Origin of the sequence: Streptomyces sp. NPDC003720 (assembly GCF_042875075.1) — a bacterium.
Lineage (GTDB): Bacteria > Actinomycetota > Actinomycetes > Streptomycetales > Streptomycetaceae > Streptomyces.
This window is the reverse complement of sequence record NZ_JBIANZ010000008.1, coordinates 222,259-239,002: the sequence shown is the minus strand read 5'-3', so window position 1 is coordinate 239,002 and position 16,744 is coordinate 222,259. Positions and strand designations below refer to the sequence as shown.

Here is a 16,744-nt window from a genome sequence, read left to right as displayed (position 1 = left end):
AGCGTAGTGCGCTTGGCCGGATGGTGGCGTCCGACGGGCTCGGGGAGCGTACGGCCCCCAGGCGCCGGCGGCGCCGAGAGCGGGTTTTCCACAGGTCCGGCGGGCGGGGTTGGCCAATTGTCGGCGAGGTCTGGTTCGCTTGGGGCATGGCGACTCTCTGGCTGCTCATGGCGCTGGTCCTGCTGTCCTTCGTGCTGCTCCCGGTCCTGCGGCGCAGGCGCGGGGCGGCGGGGCGGGGCCCGGCCGGCCTGCCCGACCCCGCGCGTGCGGCGGCCTACGGCTTCGTGCCCGAGGAGGAGCTGGACGTGCGGATGCCCGGCCCGGACAAGGACCTGCTGGACGTGCTGGACGTGGTCCGGCGCACCGGGGACTACCGCGCGGCCGCCGAGATGCTGGCCGGAACCGAGGCGGAGGGCGAGGCGCGCTGGCAGCGGGTCCAGGCCTTCGCCGGCGCGGCCGCACTGGAGCTGGCCGAGCGGCCGGGCGGGGTGCACGAGACGCCCGGCGGGCAGTGGCTGAGAGTGTGGCGGGCGGAGCGGCCCAAGGACGCCGGCGGCGCGGCCGTACACGCCGAGTTCCTGGTGCAGCAGGCGTGGCGGACGTCCGCGCCGGGCACGGACGACTTCCGGATCATCATGGAGGAGGCCCGGCAGGCCTGCGGCGAGGCGGCGCTGCTCGCGCCCGGCGACCCGGTCCCGTACATCGTCGAGCTGTCCGCCGCCCGGGGCCTGGGCTGTCCGCGGCCCGAGTTCGAGAAGCTGTGGCTGGACGTCGTCGAGCGCGCCCCGCACCACATGGGCGCGCACCTGGCGGCCCTGCACTACTGGTGCGAGAAGTGGCACGGTTCGCGCGAGGAGGCGTACGCCTTCGCGGAGAACGCCGCGGCCCGCGCCCCGGAGGGCTCGCTGCTGGCCGCGCTGCCGCTCTTCGCGGTCTTCGAGCACCTCCCCGAGGTCAACCTGGTCCGCAGCTTCTACCAGAGCGAGGTGGTCACCCGGGCGATCCAGGGCGCGCTGCACGCGGTGCACACCGCCCGCCCGGACGACCCGGTACTCGCCCACGTCCGCCATCTGCTGCTGTTCTTCCTGGTACGGGCCGAGCGCTGGCCGGAGGCCATGGACCAGCTCGCGCACGTCGACGGCCATGTCGGCGCGCTGCCCTGGACCCTGTCCGCCGACCCGGCCGCCGCCTTCGCCGCCCACCGCGCGCTGGCGGTGGCCGGCTACGAGGCGGCCGGGGGCAGCCCGGCGGGCCTGCCCGGCTGACCTTCCCGGCCGTTACCTGTGCGCACCGGTCCGCACAGGTCAGGGCGGGGATTGCCGCGCTGATCTCCGGTAGGGCATACTCCGCTTGCTCCGGCTTTGCTCGCGCTTTGCCCGGCGCCGCTCCGGGCGTACCCCGGAGGCCGTAGGCCGTCCCGAGCCCGCTCGACGTCTGCTCCGAGTCCCCCCACACTCACCGGCAGCACCGCCCGGCGGCGCCCGCCGGCCTGTTCCTTTCTCCGGGTCCTGTGGGGGGATCTGCCCGATGGGCGCAACTCTGCGCGCGCTGCGCGCTCTCGTTCTGCTGTGCGGCTTCTACCTGCTGAGCCTGCTGCTGCTCGCGGCGCTGGCCGGCGCCGACGCGGCCGTGGTCACCTGGGTGCACGGCCCCGCCGGCATCAAGATCGTCGCGGTCTCGGTGCTGCTCGCCGTGCCCGTCGTGCGCGGCATGTTCATGCTGCGCACGCCCAGGGGCGAGAGACCGCCCGGCGTCGAGGTCACCGAGGCGGACGAACCCCGGCTGTGGGCGCTGGTGCGGGAGCTGGCCGCGGCAACCGGCACCCGGTCCCCCGACACGATCGTGCTGACGGCCGACGTCAACGCGGCCGTCAGCGAGGACGCGCGGCTGCTCGGCCTGCGGCCCGGCCCGCGCCTGCTCTGTCTGGGCGTCCCGCTGCTGACCGGCCTGACGGAAGCCCAGCTGCGCGGTGTGCTCGCCCACGAGTACGGCCACTACACCGGCGGTGACACCCGGCTGTCCGCGCTCGTGGTGCGCGGCCGGGTGCAGATCGCCCGGGTCATCGAGCACTTCCGCGAGAAGGCGGACGGCAAGGTGGCCGCCGAGCGCGGGCGCCAGGAGAAGGCCGCCGCCAAGCGGGTCGCCAAGGGCAAGAAGGCCAAGGAGGTCGACACCGCCGGGGCCGGGGTGACGTACCGGATCATGGCGTCGGTCTACACGCTGTACGGCAACCTCTATCTGCGCGCCTCCCTGTCCACCGCCCGCGCCCAGGAGTACGCGGCCGACCGGGCCGCCGCCCGGATCGCCGGGCGGGACGCGATCGCCTCGGCCCTGCGCGAGATCCCCGCCCTGTCGGCCTCGCACGACTTCTACCTCGACTCGTACGCCACCCTCGGTCTGCCGGTGCGGCTGCTGCCGCCGCGCGGCGAGTTCTTCGGCGGCTTCGCCCGGCTGCTCGCGGCCCGCGCGCAGGAGCCGGCGGAGCCGCGGCCGGAGCTGCCCACGATGCCGGCCTCGCCGTACGACTCCCACCCGCCGATCGCCGAACGCGTGCGCCGGATCGAGGCGCTGCCCGACGACGGACGCGCGGCGGAGGCCGGCGGCCCGGCGCTCGCCCTGCTCACCGACGCGGAGAAGACCCTGGCCGCGCTGGAGGACGCCGTGCTGGCGGACGAGATCCTCGGCTACCCGCGCGCCGCCGCGTGGCAGGAACTGCTGGACGCCGCCATGGTCCGGAACATGTCCGCCGTGCGCACCCCGCTGCACCGGGCGCTCGACGAGTACACCGGGCAGCCGGCCACGCTGTCCGCGCTGCTGGACGTCGTCGACGACGGCCGGCTGTGGCGGCTCGCGGAGCGGCTGCCGCTGTCCGACGAGGCGGCCGCGGCGAAGGGCCGGGTCTTCCGGGAGTTCGTACGGCCGCGGCTGCGCTCGTCGCTGCGGACGATGGTGCTGGCCGAGTTCAGCGCCCGTTCGCAGTTGAGCTGGGAGTTCTCCTGGTCGCGTGCGGCCGCCGCGCGGCTGACCGGCCCGGTCCCGCACGACGCCCCGGACGGCGGGCCCGAGGCCGCGCTGGAGGCGGCCGTGAACGCGGCACTCGCCGACCGCCCCGACACCGCCCCGCTGCGGGCCCTGCTGCCCCCGGCGGCGACGCCGGCCGTGTGAGCCGCGGGCCCGCCGCCCGCCGCCGCACGACCACGCCCCGCCGGCCCGGCACCGACTCCCCGGGTCCGAGCCGGCGCCAGGCACCAGCACCCGGCACCCGCCACCGGCACCGGCACCGGCACCAGCGCCGGCGCCGGCGCCTGCCGCCCGACACCAGCACCAGCACCAGCACCAGCACCAGCACCCCAACGCCGTCCCCTGACGAACGGACCGCACCCCACCATGACCGTCCTGCTCTGGATCCTCGGCATCCTGGCCGCCCCCGCGGTGCTCTTCGCACTCTGGCTGGCCTGGGTCTTCCTGAAGGAGTTCTTCTCCCCCAGCCCCGACGACGACGCCGAGGCCGCGGAGGCGGCCGAGGCCGCCAAGGCCGCCGAGCGGCTCGGACTGCTGCCCGTCGAGCGGCAGGACACCGAGCACGCCGCCCCGCTGCCCGCGGACTGGGCGGCGGCGCTCACCGCGGTCCGGGCCGGCGACTGGCGGCCGGCCGCCGAGCTGCTGAACGGCATCGGCCGGGACTGGGAGCGCCGTTCAGCGGCCGCATACCTCCTCGCCGAGCGCGCGGCCGAGGAGGACGAGTGGCTGCTGGCCTGGGAGACGGCCCGCCCCGACGACCCCGACGCGGCCGTGGTCCGGGCGCGCAGCACGGTGATCCTCGCCTGGAAGCTGCGCGGCGCCAGGACGGGCGAGCACACGACGCGGGAGCAGGCCGAAGGCTTCCACCGGACGCTGCGCGGCGCCCGCGAGGAGATCGCGCGGGCCGCCGCGCTGAACCCCGACGACCCGACGCCGTACATCGCGGAGATCTGGGTGGCGCTCGGGCTCGGTTACCCGAACGCCGAGATGGAGAAGCTCTGGGCGCAGATCACCACCCGGGCGCCGCACCACTACGAGGCGCACTTCTCGGCGCTGCAGTACTGGTGCGCCAAGTGGCGCGGCTCCGAGCGGCTGGCCTTCGACTTCGCCGAGCGGGCGGCGGCCGAGGCGCCGGCCGGCAGCCTGCTGACGGCGCTCCCGCTCATCGCGCACTTCGAGCACGACGACTCGGAGGACACCGCGGCCGACAACACCCCGCGGATGCTGGCCCGGGTGGAGGCGGCGCTCGCCGACGCCGCGGCCGCCGACCCGGCCCACCCGCGCCTGCCCGAGCTGCGTCACCTGCTGGCGTTCTACCTCCACCTCCAGGACCGCGACGAGGCGGCGCTGGAGCAGTTCAAGCTGGTCGACGGCCATGTCAACGCGCTGCCCTGGCGCTACCGCGGCGACGGCATGGCGCGCCACTTCTGCCAGGTGCGGAACACGGTGGCCCAGCGGGTGACGGCCACCGGCTGATCCCGGCAGCGGTTTTTTTCGGGCGACGGCACCGGCCCCGGTCCCGTACATTCGCCCCTCGCACAAGGACCAGCGCCGATGTGAGGGCGTGTGAAGGGGAGGGGCCGGATGGGCGGTCGTACGTTTCTGATCGGTGGCGGATGGGAGCGCGCGGAGGTGTACGCGCCGTTCCTGCGGGCGGCCGCCGAGCGCGCGGGCGGTGTGCCGCGGATCGCCTGTGTCGTCGTGGACGAGGGGGACGGGCAGGAGCAGTTCGAGCGGTTCGCGCAGGCGCTGGGCCGGAGCGGGGCCGGGTGCGAACCCGTGCCGGCGCTCGTGCCGCTCGGTGGGCGGTTCGAGCCGGAGGAGGCGCTGGACGGCGCCGACGGGCTGCTGGTGTGCGGCGGGCTGACGCCCGCCTACCAGGAGGCGTTCGCCGGCTGCGCGGACCGGCTGCCGCGGCTGCTCGCCGAACGCGGGACGCCGTACGCGGGCTTCTCCGCGGGCGCCGCCGTCGCGGCCCGGCGGGCGGTGGTCGGCGGATGGCTCGTGAACGGGGTCCCCGTGTGCCCGGAGGACACGGCGGAGGACCTGGAGGAGGTCGCGGTGCGGCCGGGTCTGGGTCTCGTGCCGTTCGCCGTGGACGTGCACGCCGCCCAGTGGGGGACGCTGGCGCGGCTGGTCGCGGCGGTGGGGCGGGGCGAGGCGCCCTACGGCGTCGCCGTCGACGAGAACACCGTGGTGGAGGTGGCCGGCCCGGCCGCCCGGGTCGCGGGGCGCGGGCGGGCCCATGTCGTACGGCCCGGCGCGGACGGCGCGGTGACCGTGCGGTCGTACGCCGACGGGGAGGGCTTCGACGTCGCCTGAGGCGGGCGGGCCGACCGGGCCCGGGTGACCGGCCGAACCGGCCGGCGCGCTCGCTCGGCACGCCGGCCGGTGCTCCGAACCGGTGGGTCGGCCCGGTCACAGGGCCTGTCAGCCGAACAGTTCGCCGGCCCGTCAGCCGAACAGTTCGCCGGGCCCGTCGGACAGTGCGGTGGCGAGCCCGTCAGATGGTGGCGGTGTCGATGACGAAGCGGTAGCGGACGTCGCTGGACACGACGCGCTCGTAGGCCTCGTTGATCTCGGCCGCGCCGATCAGCTCGATCTCGGCGCCCAGGCCGTGCTCCGCGCAGAAGTCCAGCATCTCCTGGGTCTCGGGGATGCCCCCGATGTTGGAGGTGGTCAGGTTGCGCAGGTTGCCGAAGAGCGAGGACAGGGCCACGTGGACCGGCTCCTCGGGCAGGCCGACGTTCACCATCGAGCCGCCGGTGCGCAGCAGCGAGAGGTAGGCGCCGAAGTCCATCGGGGCCGAGACGGTGTTGAGGATGATGTCGAAGGTGCCCTTCAGGTCCTCGAAGGTCGCCGGGTCGCCGGTGGCGTAGTAGTGGTCGGCGCCCAGCCGGAGGCCGTCGTCCTTCTTGCGCAGGGTCTGGGACAGCACGGTGACCTCGGCGCCCATCGCGTGCGCGATCTTGACGCCCATGTGGCCGAGGCCGCCGAGGCCGACGACGGCGACCCGCTTGCCCGGGCCCGCGTTCCAGCGCTTGAGCGGCGAGTACGTGGTGATGCCGGCGCACAGCAGTGGGGCGGCCACGTCCAGGGAGAGGCCGTCGGGGACGCGGACGACGTAGTTCTCGTCGACGACGATCTTCTCGGAGTAGCCGCCGTAGGTCGGCTCGCCGTCCTTGCCGACGGAGTTGTAGGTCCAGGTCGGGCCGCGGTCGCAGTACTGCTGCAGCCCGGCCTTGCAGTTGTCGCACTCGCGGCAGGAGTCGACCATGCAGCCGACGCCCACCCGGTCGCCCACGGCGAACTTCGTGACGCCGGGCCCGACCTCGGACACGACGCCCGCGATCTCGTGACCGGGGACCATCGGGAAGATCGCCTCGCCCCAGCCCTCACGGGCCTGGTGGATGTCGGAGTGGCAGATGCCGGCGAACTTGATGTCGATCAGGACGTCGGACTCGCCGACCGGACGCCGCTCGATGGTGGTCCGCTCCAGCGGAGCCTTCGCGGCGGGCGCGGCATACGCGGCAACAGTGGTCATGGGGGATCTCCTAGCGGACTCTCGGTGCCCGGTCGCCTTCCGGCCGGGGCACGTCTTCCAGCGTGCCCCATGTCCCGCGGCTCACCCAGGTCCGCTTTTGCGTACGACCACCGTGCCTACCACTGGCGGGGTCAGGCTCGTCCGCGTACGACCACGCGGCACCACGGATACTTGCCGTATGGATGTCGAACCGGAAGCGGCCGCGGGACCGCCCCTGGACCGGTGGGCCGAGCTGAGCGAGTTCCTGCGCAGCCGGCGGGCCCGGCTGAAGCCGGAGGACGTGGGACTGCCCGACTTCGGCCGGCGCCGCAGGGTGCCGGGGCTGCGCCGCGAGGAGCTGGCCCAGCTCGCCGGGGTGTCGGTGGCGTACTACACGCGGCTGGAGCAGGGCAACGGCCGGAACGTCTCGGCGGAGGTGCTGGACTCGATCGCGCGGGCGCTGCGCCTGACGGACGCCGAGCACGCCCATCTGACCCACCTGGCCAAGCCGGCAGCGCACAAGAAGAAGCCGGCGGTACGGCAGCAGCAGGTGCGGGCGGCGCTGCGCCGGCTGCTGGACTCGATGGAGGGCGTCCCGGCGTACGTGGTCGGCCGGCGCACGGAGGTGCTCGCCTGGAACCGGATGGCGGCCGCGGTCTTCGGCGACTGGGCGGAGCTCGCGCCCGCCGAGCGCAACTGGGCGCGGATGGTGTTCCTGCGCCCGGACTACCGGGACCTGTTCGTCGACTGGGAGCAGAAGGCGATCGACATCGTCTGCGCCCTGCGCATGGACGCGGGCTGCTACCCGGACGACCCCCGGCTGTCCGCCCTGGTCGGCGAACTGTCGGTGAAGAGCGCGGAGTTCCGCCGGCTGTGGGCGACGCACGACGTCAAGGAGAAGAGCTACGGCGTCAAGCGCCTGCGCCATCCGCTGGTGGGTGAGCTGTCCCTCAGCTTCGAGACGTTCCGGCTGGCGGACGACCACGACCAGGCGCTGCTCACTTACCACGCCGAGCCGGACTCCCCGTCGGCGCAGTCCCTGCGGCTGCTGGCGAGCTGGGGCGCGGACGCGGCCCGCGGAGTTCCGTCGGCCTGATCCGGCGGCACGGCGGCACGGCGAAGGGCGTGCCGGAACATGTCCGGCACGCCCCCGTTCAGGACACGCGCCGCAGCTGCCCGCCGCTCACCTGCCGTAGTAGGCGTCGTGGACGGTGATCAGCGACGTGTTGCCCTTCTTGTCGGTGATCCTGGCGCGGAACGAGACGGACCTGTTCTTCGCCGGGTTCTTCACGGTGATCCTGCCGTCGCGTACCTCGGTCCGCTTGAAGGTCTTCCCGTCGTAGGAGACGTACACCTTCAGGGACTTCAGGCCGCGGCCCGCGGCCGCGCCCTCGACGGTGACCGGGAAGGTGACCTTCTTTCCGGCCTCGACGCGGCTGTCCAGGCCGGTCCGCGCACCGAAGTGGAGCGTGGAGACGGGGAGTTTCACGGTGACGCCGGCCCGCTTCTTCGAGCGGAAGGTCCAGCTCGCGTCGATCCGCGAGGAGGCCTTGGCGACCGTGGCCGGGCGCCGGACCGAGGTGGTCAGCCGGTAGGCGGCGTCACCGGCGGGGACCTTGAAGGTCTCGCCGCCGAGCAGCGGGTCGTCGTTGGAGCCGACCTTCACGCCGTCGCGGTACAGAGTCGTGCGGACCGAGGAGAACGCCGAGTACCCGGTGTCCCCGGAGCCGTCGGCGAACAGCGGCAGCACGCCGTAGATCTCGTCGCCGTCCCGGAAGACACCGAGGTCGGCGCCGACGTGCGGGGCGAAGACCGCGGTGTTGACGGTTCTGGTGTACGTGCTGCCCGCCCTGAACGACTGCTGCTCCGAGGAGTAGGCGGCCTCGGTGACCGGGAAGCCGTCCTCGTCGACCCCGCCGTCCTGCTCGAAGTCGAACTGCCACCGCACACCGCCCTTGGCGGACAGGTGCAGGGTGCGGGTGCCGGGCAGCTTCTGCGGGAGGCTGACGGAGGAGCCGATGCTGCTGCCGGTCAGCCACCCCGCCGCGCCCACGGACCCGGTCTTGCCGCTCGCCGGGGCGCCCATCCGGACCTTGACCGTGGCCAGGTCGCTCGCCTTGTAGTGCTTGGTGTAGCCGGTGGCGAACTGCGCGACCGGGCCGCCCGAGGTGATGTCGTACCCCTCCGTCGCGCCCTTGGACCAGTGGCCGTCCCACTGCTGGAACAGGGTGCCGGAGGCGGGTCGCGGGCCCAGGGCCGCGGTGCGGAAGTTCTTGTACGAGTCGAGCAGCCAGCCGTAGCCGTACTGGCCGTCGCCGGCGGTGACGTCGAACTGCGCCAAGGCGAACTCGGACCGGACGTGGGAGGCCGGCACGGTGATGTCCACCGGCCTGGCCCTGCGCGCGTCGACGACGACCGTCCGCTTGCCGGCGACGGTCAGCTTCGGCTGGACGATCCAGTCGACGCCCTTGGCGGCGTTCGCCGGGTCGACGAAGACACCGCTGTCGAGGATGTAGCCGCCCTTCGGCACGCGCACCTTCACCGTGCCGGACTTGTCGTACGGGTCCAGGGACTGGCCGTCGGCCAGGCCCGACACGCCGGTCAGACCGGCGCTGTAGTACGGGGCCGGCCTGCCGTCGCGGCCGACGAACCTCAGGATCAGGTCGTACGACTCCACCTCGCGCTGCACCGCGGCGGCGGTGCGGACGCTCTGCCCGCCGCCGGTCGCGGTCACGTACGCGGAGTAGGCGCCGTCGACGGTGCCGCCGAGCCTGGTGTCGGCGGTGAGTCCGACCGAGGCCGTGCCGTGCGCCGGCACGGTCACCGTGGTCGCGGCGAGCTTGAAGAAGCCCGCCGGGGCGGCGTGGCCCCTGGGGTCGGTGGCGGTGCTGGTCAGGTCGAGGGTGACGGCCTCGCCGCCGAGGTTGCGGTAGGTCAGCTGCTTGGTGACCGGCTTGTCGTCGGTGTGCGGCCAGGCCTGGACGCCGAAGCCGACCGAGACGGGCTCGGCGACGACGGACTGCCCGATCGCCCGGTCGACCGCGATCCGGCCCGAACCCTGCTCGAAGGGGGTGTACTTGCCGCCCTTGGCGGAGCCGGTGAGCGCGCCCTTCAGCTCGGCGTAGCCCCAGTCGGGGTGCTCCTGCTTCAGGATCGCGGCGGCGCCGGCGACGTGCGGGGTGGCCATCGAGGTGCCGGAGATGGTCAGGTAGCCCTCGGGCTTCTCGCCGACCTCCTGGTCGATGACGCTGCCCTTGGCCGCCGCGGCGGTGATGTCGACGCCGGGCGCGGTGACGTCCGGCTTGATGGCGCCGTCGCCGGTCCGCGGGCCGGTGGAGGAGAAGTCCGCCAGCCTGTCCTTCTTGTCGACGGCGCCGACGGTGAGCGCGGCGTCCGCGCTGCCCGGTGAACCGATGGACTGCGGGCCCTCGTTGCCCGCGGCGATCGCGAACAGGATGCCCTTCTCGGCGGACAGCTTGTCGACCTCGGCCTCGAGCGGGTCCAACTCGGGGGTGTCGTAGCCGCCCAGGCTGAGGTTGACGACGGAGGCGCCCTGCGCGGCCGCCCACTCCATGCCGGCGAGGATGCCGGAGTCGTCGCCGGAGCCGGAGTCGTCGAGGACCTTGCCGTTGAGGATCTCGGCGTCCGGCGCGACCCCCTTGTACTTGCCGCCCGACTTGGCGCCGGTGCCCGCCACGATGGACGCGACGTGCGTGCCGTGCCCGAAGTGGTCGGTGGCGTCGGCGGCCGCCGTGAAGTTCTTGGACTCGACCACCTGGGTGCTGAGGTCCGGGTGTCCGGCGTCCACCCCGGTGTCCAGGACGGCGACCTTCACGCCCTTGCCGGTGTAGCCGGCGGCCCACGCGACGGGGGCGCCGATCTGCGGCACGGACTTGTCCAGGGCGACGTGGCGGACGCCGTCGAGCCAGACGTGCGCGATGCCGGAGGCGGCGCGGTCGCCGTCGGTGATCGCGTCCCACAGCCCGCCGGCCTTTCGGGCCGGGGCCTGTACGGCGTCCGCGTTCAGCGCCTTGAGGCTGCGGCGGAGGTGACCCGCGTCGCGGACGTCGGTCCGGGCGGCGGCGGTGCCGCGGTAGCCGACGATGACCTTCAGGCCGTTCTTCTGGGACGTGCGGGTGGCCGCGCGGTTCAGTTCGGTGACGTCGAACAGCCGCTGGTCGAGCGTGCCGTCGGCGACCAGGCGGGCCGCGTCGGCCGGGACGACGAGGGTGTGTCCGCGGGCCCGGCGGACCTGGAACGGTACGTGCTCGCGCCCCTTCGCCCGCTGCAGGCCGACGACCCGGCCCCTGCCGTCGAGGGTGACGCGGTCACCGGTGATCAGGGTGAGGTGCTGCCGGGCCGTGGACGAGGAGGCGGCGGTCTGGGTGTTCCGGCCGGGCTTCGCCGACGCGGGGCTGGTCATACCCGCTGCGAGGGCGACGGCCGCGGCACCGGCCAAGGTGGCCGCAGCTGCTCTTTTCACTTGTCTGCGCAAGATCTCCCCCTGGAGATGAGGTACCGGGCGAATTCCCCGTTCACCCGGCCGGGGGAAGATTCGTACACCTGCACGCCGATCCCCCCGGATCACGCAGTATGGCGGGGGCGATCAGACGTCTCAAGAGCGGGAAACGGGACGGGAATGCCCCGCCCGGAACTGTTACGCGCCGGGCGGGACACCGTTACACAACCGCGAAGTCCCGTACGGTAAAGGGGAGTTATGTGCCATCAGGCGCCCGCGTTCTCCTTGACGGTGATCCTCCCCTTGCGGAGGGTGGCCAGCCGCGGGGCCTTCCTCGCGATCGCGGAGTCGTGGGTGACCATGACGAAGGTCAGCCCGTGCTCCTTCCACAGGCGTTCGAGCACGTCCATGATCTCGTCGCGCGTGCCCTCGTCGAGGTTGCCGGTCGGCTCGTCGGCGAGCAGCACCTTGGGGCGCTTGACGAGGGCGCGGGCGATGGCCACGCGCTGCTGCTGGCCGCCGGACATCTCCGAGGGCAGATGGGCCAGCCGCTCGCCGAGGCCGACGGATTCCAGGGCCTCGGCCGCCCGTTCGCGCCGCTCCTTCGCCTTCACCCCGAGCGGGACCAGGGCGGTCTCCACGTTCTCCTGCGCGGTGAGGGTGGGGATCAGGTTGAAGGACTGGAAGACGAAGCCGATGTTCTCGCTGCGGACCCGGGTCAGCCGGGCCTCGGAGAGCCTGGCCAGGTCGGTGCCGTCCAGGACCACCTCGCCGGAGGTGGGGCGGTCCAGGCCGCCGAGCATCTGCAGGAGGGTGGACTTGCCGCCGCCGGTGGGACCCTGGATGACCAGCCGGTCGCCGTCGGGGATGGTCAGGTCGATGCCGTCGAGGGCGTGGACGGTCTCCTTGCCTCTCGTGTAGCGCTTGGTGACAGCCTTGAGTTCGTACATGGGGGCTCCTGAGGGGGCGTTCGGATGGTGCGCGCCGTCGAGCGCCGCGCCTTCGTGCGGGCGGGCCGCTACTCCACGCGCCGCAGCGCGTCGGCCGGACGCAGCCGCGAGGCCCGCCAGCCGCCGAACGCGCCCGCGATCAGGCCGCCCGCCACCGCGAGGCCCACCGCCAGGACGATCGTGGTGACGCCGACCGGGGCCGTGAGGGCCACCTCGAGGGTCTTGGCGGCCTGTCGCCCGGGGCCGGCGAAGCCGCCGCCGCCGCCCGGTCCGCCGGCGGGCCCGCCGCCGAGGCCCGCGCCGCCCGTGCCGCCGCCGATCTGCGCCTGCAGGCTGGGGCTGACCGCCGTCACGGTGTAGGCGCCCGCGAGGCCGAGCGCGATGCCGAGGACACCGCCGACCAGGCCGTTGACGACGGCCTCGCCGACCACCTGCCGGGTCACCCGGCCGGACTTCCAGCCCAGGGCCTTCAGCGTGCCGAACTCGCGCACCCGGCGGGAGACCGCGGAGGAGGTGAGCAGCCCGGCCACCAGGAACGCGGCCACGAGCACCGCGATCGACAGCCACTTGCCGACCTTGGTGGCGAGCGAGGAGGCGGTGGACAGCGAGCCGGAGACGGTCTCGGCCAGGTCGGCGGAGGTCGTGACGGTGGTGCCCGGGACGTTCTTCTGGATGGCGCTCTTGACCGGGTCGATCCGCTGGGAGTCGGTGGCCTTGACGTAGATCGTGGTGATCTTGTCCTTCTCGCCGGCGAGGGTCTGCGCCCGCTTCAGCGGGACGTACAGGTCGGCCGCCGCGTCACCGCTGTCCGCGGTGGCGATGCCGATCACCGTGAACTTGACGCCCTTGACGGTGACGGTCGAACCGACCTTGTACTTCTTCGACTTGGCGTAGGCCGAGTCGGCCACGGCGACCCGGGCGTCGGTCTCGGTGGTCTCGAAGGTGCGGCCGCTGGTGATCTTCGAGGAGGTCAGCGGGCCGAGCGCGGTCCGGGTGACGTCGGTGCCGAAGACGGTGTACTGGTTGATGTCGAAGTCGGCGCCGCCGCCGCGGACCTCGCCCTGCGGCCGGCCGCCCTCGGCGCCGCCGGGCCCGCCCTGCGACGTGCCGCCGTCCTGCTGGAACCGGCCGCCGGTGAACTGGCCGTTCACCTTCACCACGTTGAGGCTGAGGCCGCCGACGGCCGAGGAGACCCCCTGCTGGTCCGCGACCTTGGCGACGGTCGAGGAGGCGAGGGTGGTGAAGCCCTGCACCATGACCCGGTCGCTGCTCTGCGACGTGGAGTCGTCGTCCTGCGCGTCGAACCGGAAGCGCGGACGCTGCGCGTCGCCGGTGGACGCCGACGCGGCCTTGGTGACGGTCATGTCCGTGCCCAGCCCGTACAGCGACTGCAGGACCTTGTCCTGGGCCTTTCCCATGCCGCTGGACACCGAGGCGACCACGATGACGAGCGCGATCCCGAGCGCGAGACCGGAGGCGACGACGAGGGCCGCCTTTCTGCGGCGGCGCAGTTCGCGCCTCAGGTAGGTGAAGAACATGCCCGCAAGCTAGAAGCGGACCGTGATGACTCGATAAGGCCGCGATAAAAGATCCATGAGAAGGCCGTGCCCCGCCCAGGGAGGAGCCCGGAAACGCCGGTGCCGCCCCTGGGACAGGGGCGGCACCGGAGCGGTCGCGCGGGGAGCGCGGGATCAGACGGCGGAGCCGGCCTTCCACTGCGCCCAGTCCATGTTCCAGCCGTTGAGGCCGTTGTCCGGGGACACGGTCTTGTCGCCGGTGTGCCGGATCACCACGACGTCACCGATGAGGGAGTGTTCGTAGACCCAGGCGGCGGGGGTGCTGGGGTCCTTGGCGCCCTTGGTGTCGGACAGGCCCACGCAGCCGTGGCTGGTGTTGACGCTGCCGAAGATGGACTTCGCGCCCCAGTAGTTGCCGTGCAGGAAGGTGCCGGAGCTGGTCAGCCGGATGGCGTGCGGCACGTCCTTGATGTCGTACTCGCCCTTGCCGTCGTCGTCGGTGAAGCCGACCGTCGCGCCGTTCATGCGCGTCTGCTTGAACTTCTCGGACATCACCATGATGCCCTCGTACGTCTTGTTCTCCGGCGAACCGGCGGAGATCGGTATGGTCTTGATGGTCCGGCCGTCCTGCGTGACCTTCATCTTCTTGGTCTGCGCGTCGACGTAGGAGACCTGGTTGCGGCCGATGTGGAAGGTGACCGTCTTCTGCTGCACGCCGTAGACGCCGGAGGCGCCCTCGACACCGTCGAGCGCGAGCTTCAGCGTGACGGTGGAGTTCTCCTTCCAGTACGCCTCCGGGCGGAAGTCGATCCGGTTGGCGTTGAACCAGTGCCCCACGACCTCCTGACCGCTGCTGGAGGTGACCGTGATCCCCTTCTGCACGGCGGCCTTGTTGGTGATGGCCTTGTCGAAGTTGATCGACACCGGCATGCCCACGCCGACGGTCGAACCGTCCTCCGGCGTGAAGTTGCCTATGAAGCTGTTGGTCGGCGAGACCGTGGTGAAGGAGGCGTTCTCGTGGGCCACGCGGCCCTCGGAGTCCTTGGCCTCGGCGGCGAGCTTGTAGGTGGTGGACCGCTCGAGCTGGGCGCTCGGCTTCCAGCTCGTCTTGTCGGCGGACAGCGCGCCGGCCACGGCCTTGCCGTCCTCGGTGGTCATGGACACGTTGGTGAGAGTGCCCTTGGCGACCTCGACGGCCGCCGAGTTGTTGATGGAGGCGTTGTTGGAGCCGTCCTTCGGCGTGATGGTGATCTGGGCCTCGGACGACTTCTTGGCCGCCGCCTCGTCGGCCTTGGCCTGCGAGGTGTCACCACCGCCGGACGCCTTGGCGTCGTCGCCGCCGGAACAGCCGGTGAGTGCCAGCACACCGCCGAGCAGTGCGGACGCGACCGTCAGGCCCTTGCGCCGCTTACTGTCCGTCATCACACGCTTCTCCATCGTTGCCGAAATCGCGAGAACCCCGAGTCCCCATGGGAACCTTCCACGCTACGGGCGATCCGTCCCGCCCCACGCGGCTCGCGGGTGTGGGCCATCCCACGCCCGCCCGTGACGGTGGTGCCGAAGTCGTCCGTGCGCCCCCTGAGACGACAAAGCCCCGGACGGCGGTTGCCGTCCGGGGTGCACAAGTGCCCCGGGACGCTCAGCCGATGCCGCCCTCTTCTTCGTCGTCCTGGCCTCCATCATCCTCGTCCACGTCCCAGTCCGGGGAGTCGGGGTCGTAGTCGATGCTTTCGCTGGACCAGGAGGCCTGCTGGAGTTCCACCCCGGGCACCTCGCTGACCAGGTCGAACGGGTCCACGAGGTAGGCGAGGGCCTCGGCGGTGTCTTCCGTCACAGCGCCCTCGGCCTGCGACCGCTCCTCCTGCGGCAGCTCCTGGTCGGCGGCGAGCCGGCGCAGGGCGGCCTTGGTCAGCTCGTCACCGTCCTCCACCTCGAGGACCAACTCCACCCGAAGGCGTACAAATCTGGATGTCTCTTCCGTGTTCATGGCGGGAGCGTACGGCTGAAACCCCTTGTGACTTTCCTGTGACCCGCGACTTTCACTAACATCGCCCCACACGGCCAATTCGCCAGCGTCACAAGGGGATCGATATTCCGTGTCATCCGCTCGCCGTCCGCTGCTGACCGCCACCGCCGCGGGGACGCTCCTGTGCGCCCTCTGGTTCGTCCCGTCCGCCAACGCGTCTCAGGACGACACGGCGAGAGCGACGACCCAGGTGGCCTCGACGACACCGGTCACGCAGCAGGCCAGGGCCGTGAGCGAGGCCACGACGGCCGACGCCGCGGACACCACGGAGCTGGCCGACACCGGCAGCTTCGACACCACGCCGTACGTCGTCGGCGGCAGTCTCTTCCTCGCCGTGGGCGCCGGGTTCGTGGTGTATTCGGTGCGCCGCGAACGCCTCGGGTTTTAATCCCGCTTGACGTTTCTTTGACAGCGCGTTCATAGTCCGCTCATGAAGAGATCATCGGGCGTGCGGCTGTGCGCCACCGCGGCTGTGGGCGCTCTGTCCCTCGCCCTCCTCACGGGCTGCTCCGACGGCGGTTCCGCGGACGGCAAGAGCGGCTCGGCGAAGGCGCTGACCGCCGCCGAACTGAAGGACCGGCTCATCGCCAAGGGCGAGGTGCCGGGGTTCAAGGTGGGTTCCGTCAAGGGCGGCCTCCCCGACAAGAGCGAGGTCAAAGCGGAGGACACCCGGTGCGACCCGCTGCTGCGGGCCCTGACCGCCATCGCGCCCGGTGAGCCGGCGGCCCAGGCGAGCCGCATGGCCACGGAGGACAAGAAGGACCCCACGGACGACGCCACGTCCCTGGACGACATGGCCGACGGCAAGTTCGAGGACGCGCTCAACGAGTCCATGGACCTGGACGTCACGGTCGTCACCCTCGCCTCGTACGACGGCGACGGCGCCGAGAAGGCCCTGAAGTCGGTCTCCGACGCGGTGAAGGCGTGCGCGGGCGGCTTCGCCGGTGAGCAGGACGGCGACAAGGGGAAGTTCACCAAGGTCGCCGAGGAGAAGTCCTCGGGCACCGGTGACGAGTCGGTGGCCTTCACGGCGACCAACGACAGCTCCGACGAGGGCGACATGCCCCTGCACGGCGAGGTCGTGCGGCACGGCAACACCCTCGCCACGTACTCCACGATCAACATCGGCGCGATGATGTCGAAGAAGCCGTACGCGGTCTCGGCACCGGTCGTCAAGGCCCAGGCGGCCAAGCTGAAGTGACGGCGTGTGCGTGCCGGTGGGGGCGCCGGTGACGGCGCCCCCGAGGG

Annotated in this window: 13 protein-coding genes; 7 read left to right on the top strand and 6 right to left on the bottom strand. The window is 72.5% G+C overall.

Features of this window, described 5'->3' with window-relative positions; genetic code table 11:
* Nucleotides 1-146 precede the first annotated feature (146 nt).
* The 4 genes from ACFYU0_RS23260 (at nucleotide 147) to ACFYU0_RS23245 (ending at nucleotide 5,343) form a co-directional block, all read left to right on the top strand.
* Nucleotides 147-1,265 (top strand): hypothetical protein, encoded by a 1,119-nt coding sequence (locus tag ACFYU0_RS23260; protein ID WP_351671552.1) that lies wholly within the window; start codon nucleotides 147-149, stop codon nucleotides 1,263-1,265.
* A gap of 262 nt (nucleotides 1,266-1,527) precedes the next feature.
* Nucleotides 1,528-3,165 (top strand): M48 family metalloprotease, encoded by a 1,638-nt coding sequence (locus ACFYU0_RS23255; RefSeq protein ID WP_389303879.1) that lies wholly within the window; start codon nucleotides 1,528-1,530, stop codon nucleotides 3,163-3,165.
* A 222-nt stretch (nucleotides 3,166-3,387) separates the two neighbouring features.
* Nucleotides 3,388-4,497 carry a hypothetical protein gene (locus tag ACFYU0_RS23250; RefSeq protein WP_389303877.1) on the top strand — a complete coding sequence of 370 codons (1,110 nt, stop codon included), beginning with the start codon at nucleotides 3,388-3,390 and terminating at the stop codon, nucleotides 4,495-4,497.
* A 108-nt stretch (nucleotides 4,498-4,605) separates the two neighbouring features.
* Nucleotides 4,606-5,343 carry a hypothetical protein gene (locus ACFYU0_RS23245; protein ID WP_351671540.1) on the top strand — a complete coding sequence of 246 codons (738 nt, stop codon included), beginning with the start codon at nucleotides 4,606-4,608 and terminating at the stop codon, nucleotides 5,341-5,343.
* A 181-nt stretch (nucleotides 5,344-5,524) separates the two neighbouring features.
* Here the strand turns inward: ACFYU0_RS23245 and ACFYU0_RS23240 are convergent, their stop codons facing one another.
* Nucleotides 5,525-6,565 (bottom strand): NAD(P)-dependent alcohol dehydrogenase, encoded by a 1,041-nt coding sequence (locus tag ACFYU0_RS23240; RefSeq protein ID WP_351671537.1) that lies wholly within the window; start codon nucleotides 6,563-6,565, stop codon nucleotides 5,525-5,527.
* A gap of 178 nt (nucleotides 6,566-6,743) precedes the next feature.
* On the opposite strand from ACFYU0_RS23240, the gene ACFYU0_RS23235 reads away from it, so the two are divergent.
* Entirely contained in the window at nucleotides 6,744-7,640 is an 897-nt protein-coding gene (locus ACFYU0_RS23235) for a helix-turn-helix domain-containing protein (protein WP_389303875.1), read from the top strand.
* A gap of 87 nt (nucleotides 7,641-7,727) precedes the next feature.
* On the opposite strand, the gene ACFYU0_RS23230 is transcribed toward ACFYU0_RS23235, so the two are convergent.
* The 5 genes from ACFYU0_RS23230 to ACFYU0_RS23210 form a co-directional block, all read right to left on the bottom strand.
* Nucleotides 7,728-10,967, bottom strand: a complete 3,240-nt coding sequence (locus tag ACFYU0_RS23230) for a S8 family serine peptidase (protein WP_389303873.1) — start codon at nucleotides 10,965-10,967, stop codon at nucleotides 7,728-7,730.
* Nucleotides 10,968-11,269: 302 nt separating this feature from the next.
* Nucleotides 11,270-11,953 carry an ABC transporter ATP-binding protein gene (locus ACFYU0_RS23225; RefSeq protein ID WP_389303871.1) on the bottom strand — a complete coding sequence of 228 codons (684 nt, stop codon included), beginning with the start codon at nucleotides 11,951-11,953 and terminating at the stop codon, nucleotides 11,270-11,272.
* Nucleotides 11,954-12,021: 68 nt separating this feature from the next.
* Complete coding sequence (locus tag ACFYU0_RS23220; RefSeq protein ID WP_389303869.1) at nucleotides 12,022-13,491, bottom strand: ABC transporter permease; 1,470 nt, start codon at nucleotides 13,489-13,491, stop codon at nucleotides 12,022-12,024.
* Between the two features lie 153 nt (nucleotides 13,492-13,644).
* Nucleotides 13,645-14,892, bottom strand: a complete 1,248-nt coding sequence (locus ACFYU0_RS23215; RefSeq protein WP_389303868.1) for an Ig-like domain-containing protein — start codon at nucleotides 14,890-14,892, stop codon at nucleotides 13,645-13,647.
* A gap of 217 nt (nucleotides 14,893-15,109) precedes the next feature.
* Nucleotides 15,110-15,457: a hypothetical protein gene (locus ACFYU0_RS23210; RefSeq protein ID WP_351671520.1), complete on the bottom strand. Its 348-nt coding sequence runs from the start codon at nucleotides 15,455-15,457 to the stop codon at nucleotides 15,110-15,112.
* 109 nt (nucleotides 15,458-15,566) lie between these two features.
* Here ACFYU0_RS23210 and ACFYU0_RS23205 point away from each other — a divergent pair, with 109 nt between their 5' ends.
* Together ACFYU0_RS23205 and ACFYU0_RS23200 are read left to right on the top strand one after the other, a co-directional pair.
* The gene (locus tag ACFYU0_RS23205; protein ID WP_351671517.1) at nucleotides 15,567-15,884 is read left to right on the top strand and encodes an LAETG motif-containing sortase-dependent surface protein; all 318 of its coding nucleotides are present in this window, start codon (nucleotides 15,567-15,569) and stop codon (nucleotides 15,882-15,884) included.
* A gap of 42 nt (nucleotides 15,885-15,926) precedes the next feature.
* Complete coding sequence (locus tag ACFYU0_RS23200) at nucleotides 15,927-16,697, top strand: hypothetical protein (RefSeq protein ID WP_351671515.1); 771 nt, start codon at nucleotides 15,927-15,929, stop codon at nucleotides 16,695-16,697.
* Nucleotides 16,698-16,744 lie beyond the last annotated feature (47 nt).

Coding starts and splice junctions, on each gene's coding strand:
- ACFYU0_RS23215 (WP_389303868.1), bottom strand. CDS start 14,892: ATGACGGACAGTAAGCGGCGCAAGGGCCTGACGGTCGCGTCCGCACTG.
- ACFYU0_RS23235 (WP_389303875.1), top strand. CDS start 6,744: ATGGATGTCGAACCGGAAGCGGCCGCGGGACCGCCCCTGGACCGGTGG.
- ACFYU0_RS23255 (WP_389303879.1), top strand. CDS start 1,528: ATGGGCGCAACTCTGCGCGCGCTGCGCGCTCTCGTTCTGCTGTGCGGC.
- ACFYU0_RS23240 (WP_351671537.1), bottom strand. CDS start 6,565: ATGACCACTGTTGCCGCGTATGCCGCGCCCGCCGCGAAGGCTCCGCTG.
- ACFYU0_RS23200 (WP_351671515.1), top strand. CDS start 15,927: ATGAAGAGATCATCGGGCGTGCGGCTGTGCGCCACCGCGGCTGTGGGC.
- ACFYU0_RS23245 (WP_351671540.1), top strand. CDS start 4,606: ATGGGCGGTCGTACGTTTCTGATCGGTGGCGGATGGGAGCGCGCGGAG.
- ACFYU0_RS23260 (WP_351671552.1), top strand. CDS start 147: ATGGCGACTCTCTGGCTGCTCATGGCGCTGGTCCTGCTGTCCTTCGTG.
- ACFYU0_RS23220 (WP_389303869.1), bottom strand. CDS start 13,491: ATGTTCTTCACCTACCTGAGGCGCGAACTGCGCCGCCGCAGAAAGGCG.
- ACFYU0_RS23250 (WP_389303877.1), top strand. CDS start 3,388: ATGACCGTCCTGCTCTGGATCCTCGGCATCCTGGCCGCCCCCGCGGTG.
- ACFYU0_RS23230 (WP_389303873.1), bottom strand. CDS start 10,967: ATGACCAGCCCCGCGTCGGCGAAGCCCGGCCGGAACACCCAGACCGCC.
- ACFYU0_RS23225 (WP_389303871.1), bottom strand. CDS start 11,953: ATGTACGAACTCAAGGCTGTCACCAAGCGCTACACGAGAGGCAAGGAG.
- ACFYU0_RS23210 (WP_351671520.1), bottom strand. CDS start 15,457: ATGAACACGGAAGAGACATCCAGATTTGTACGCCTTCGGGTGGAGTTG.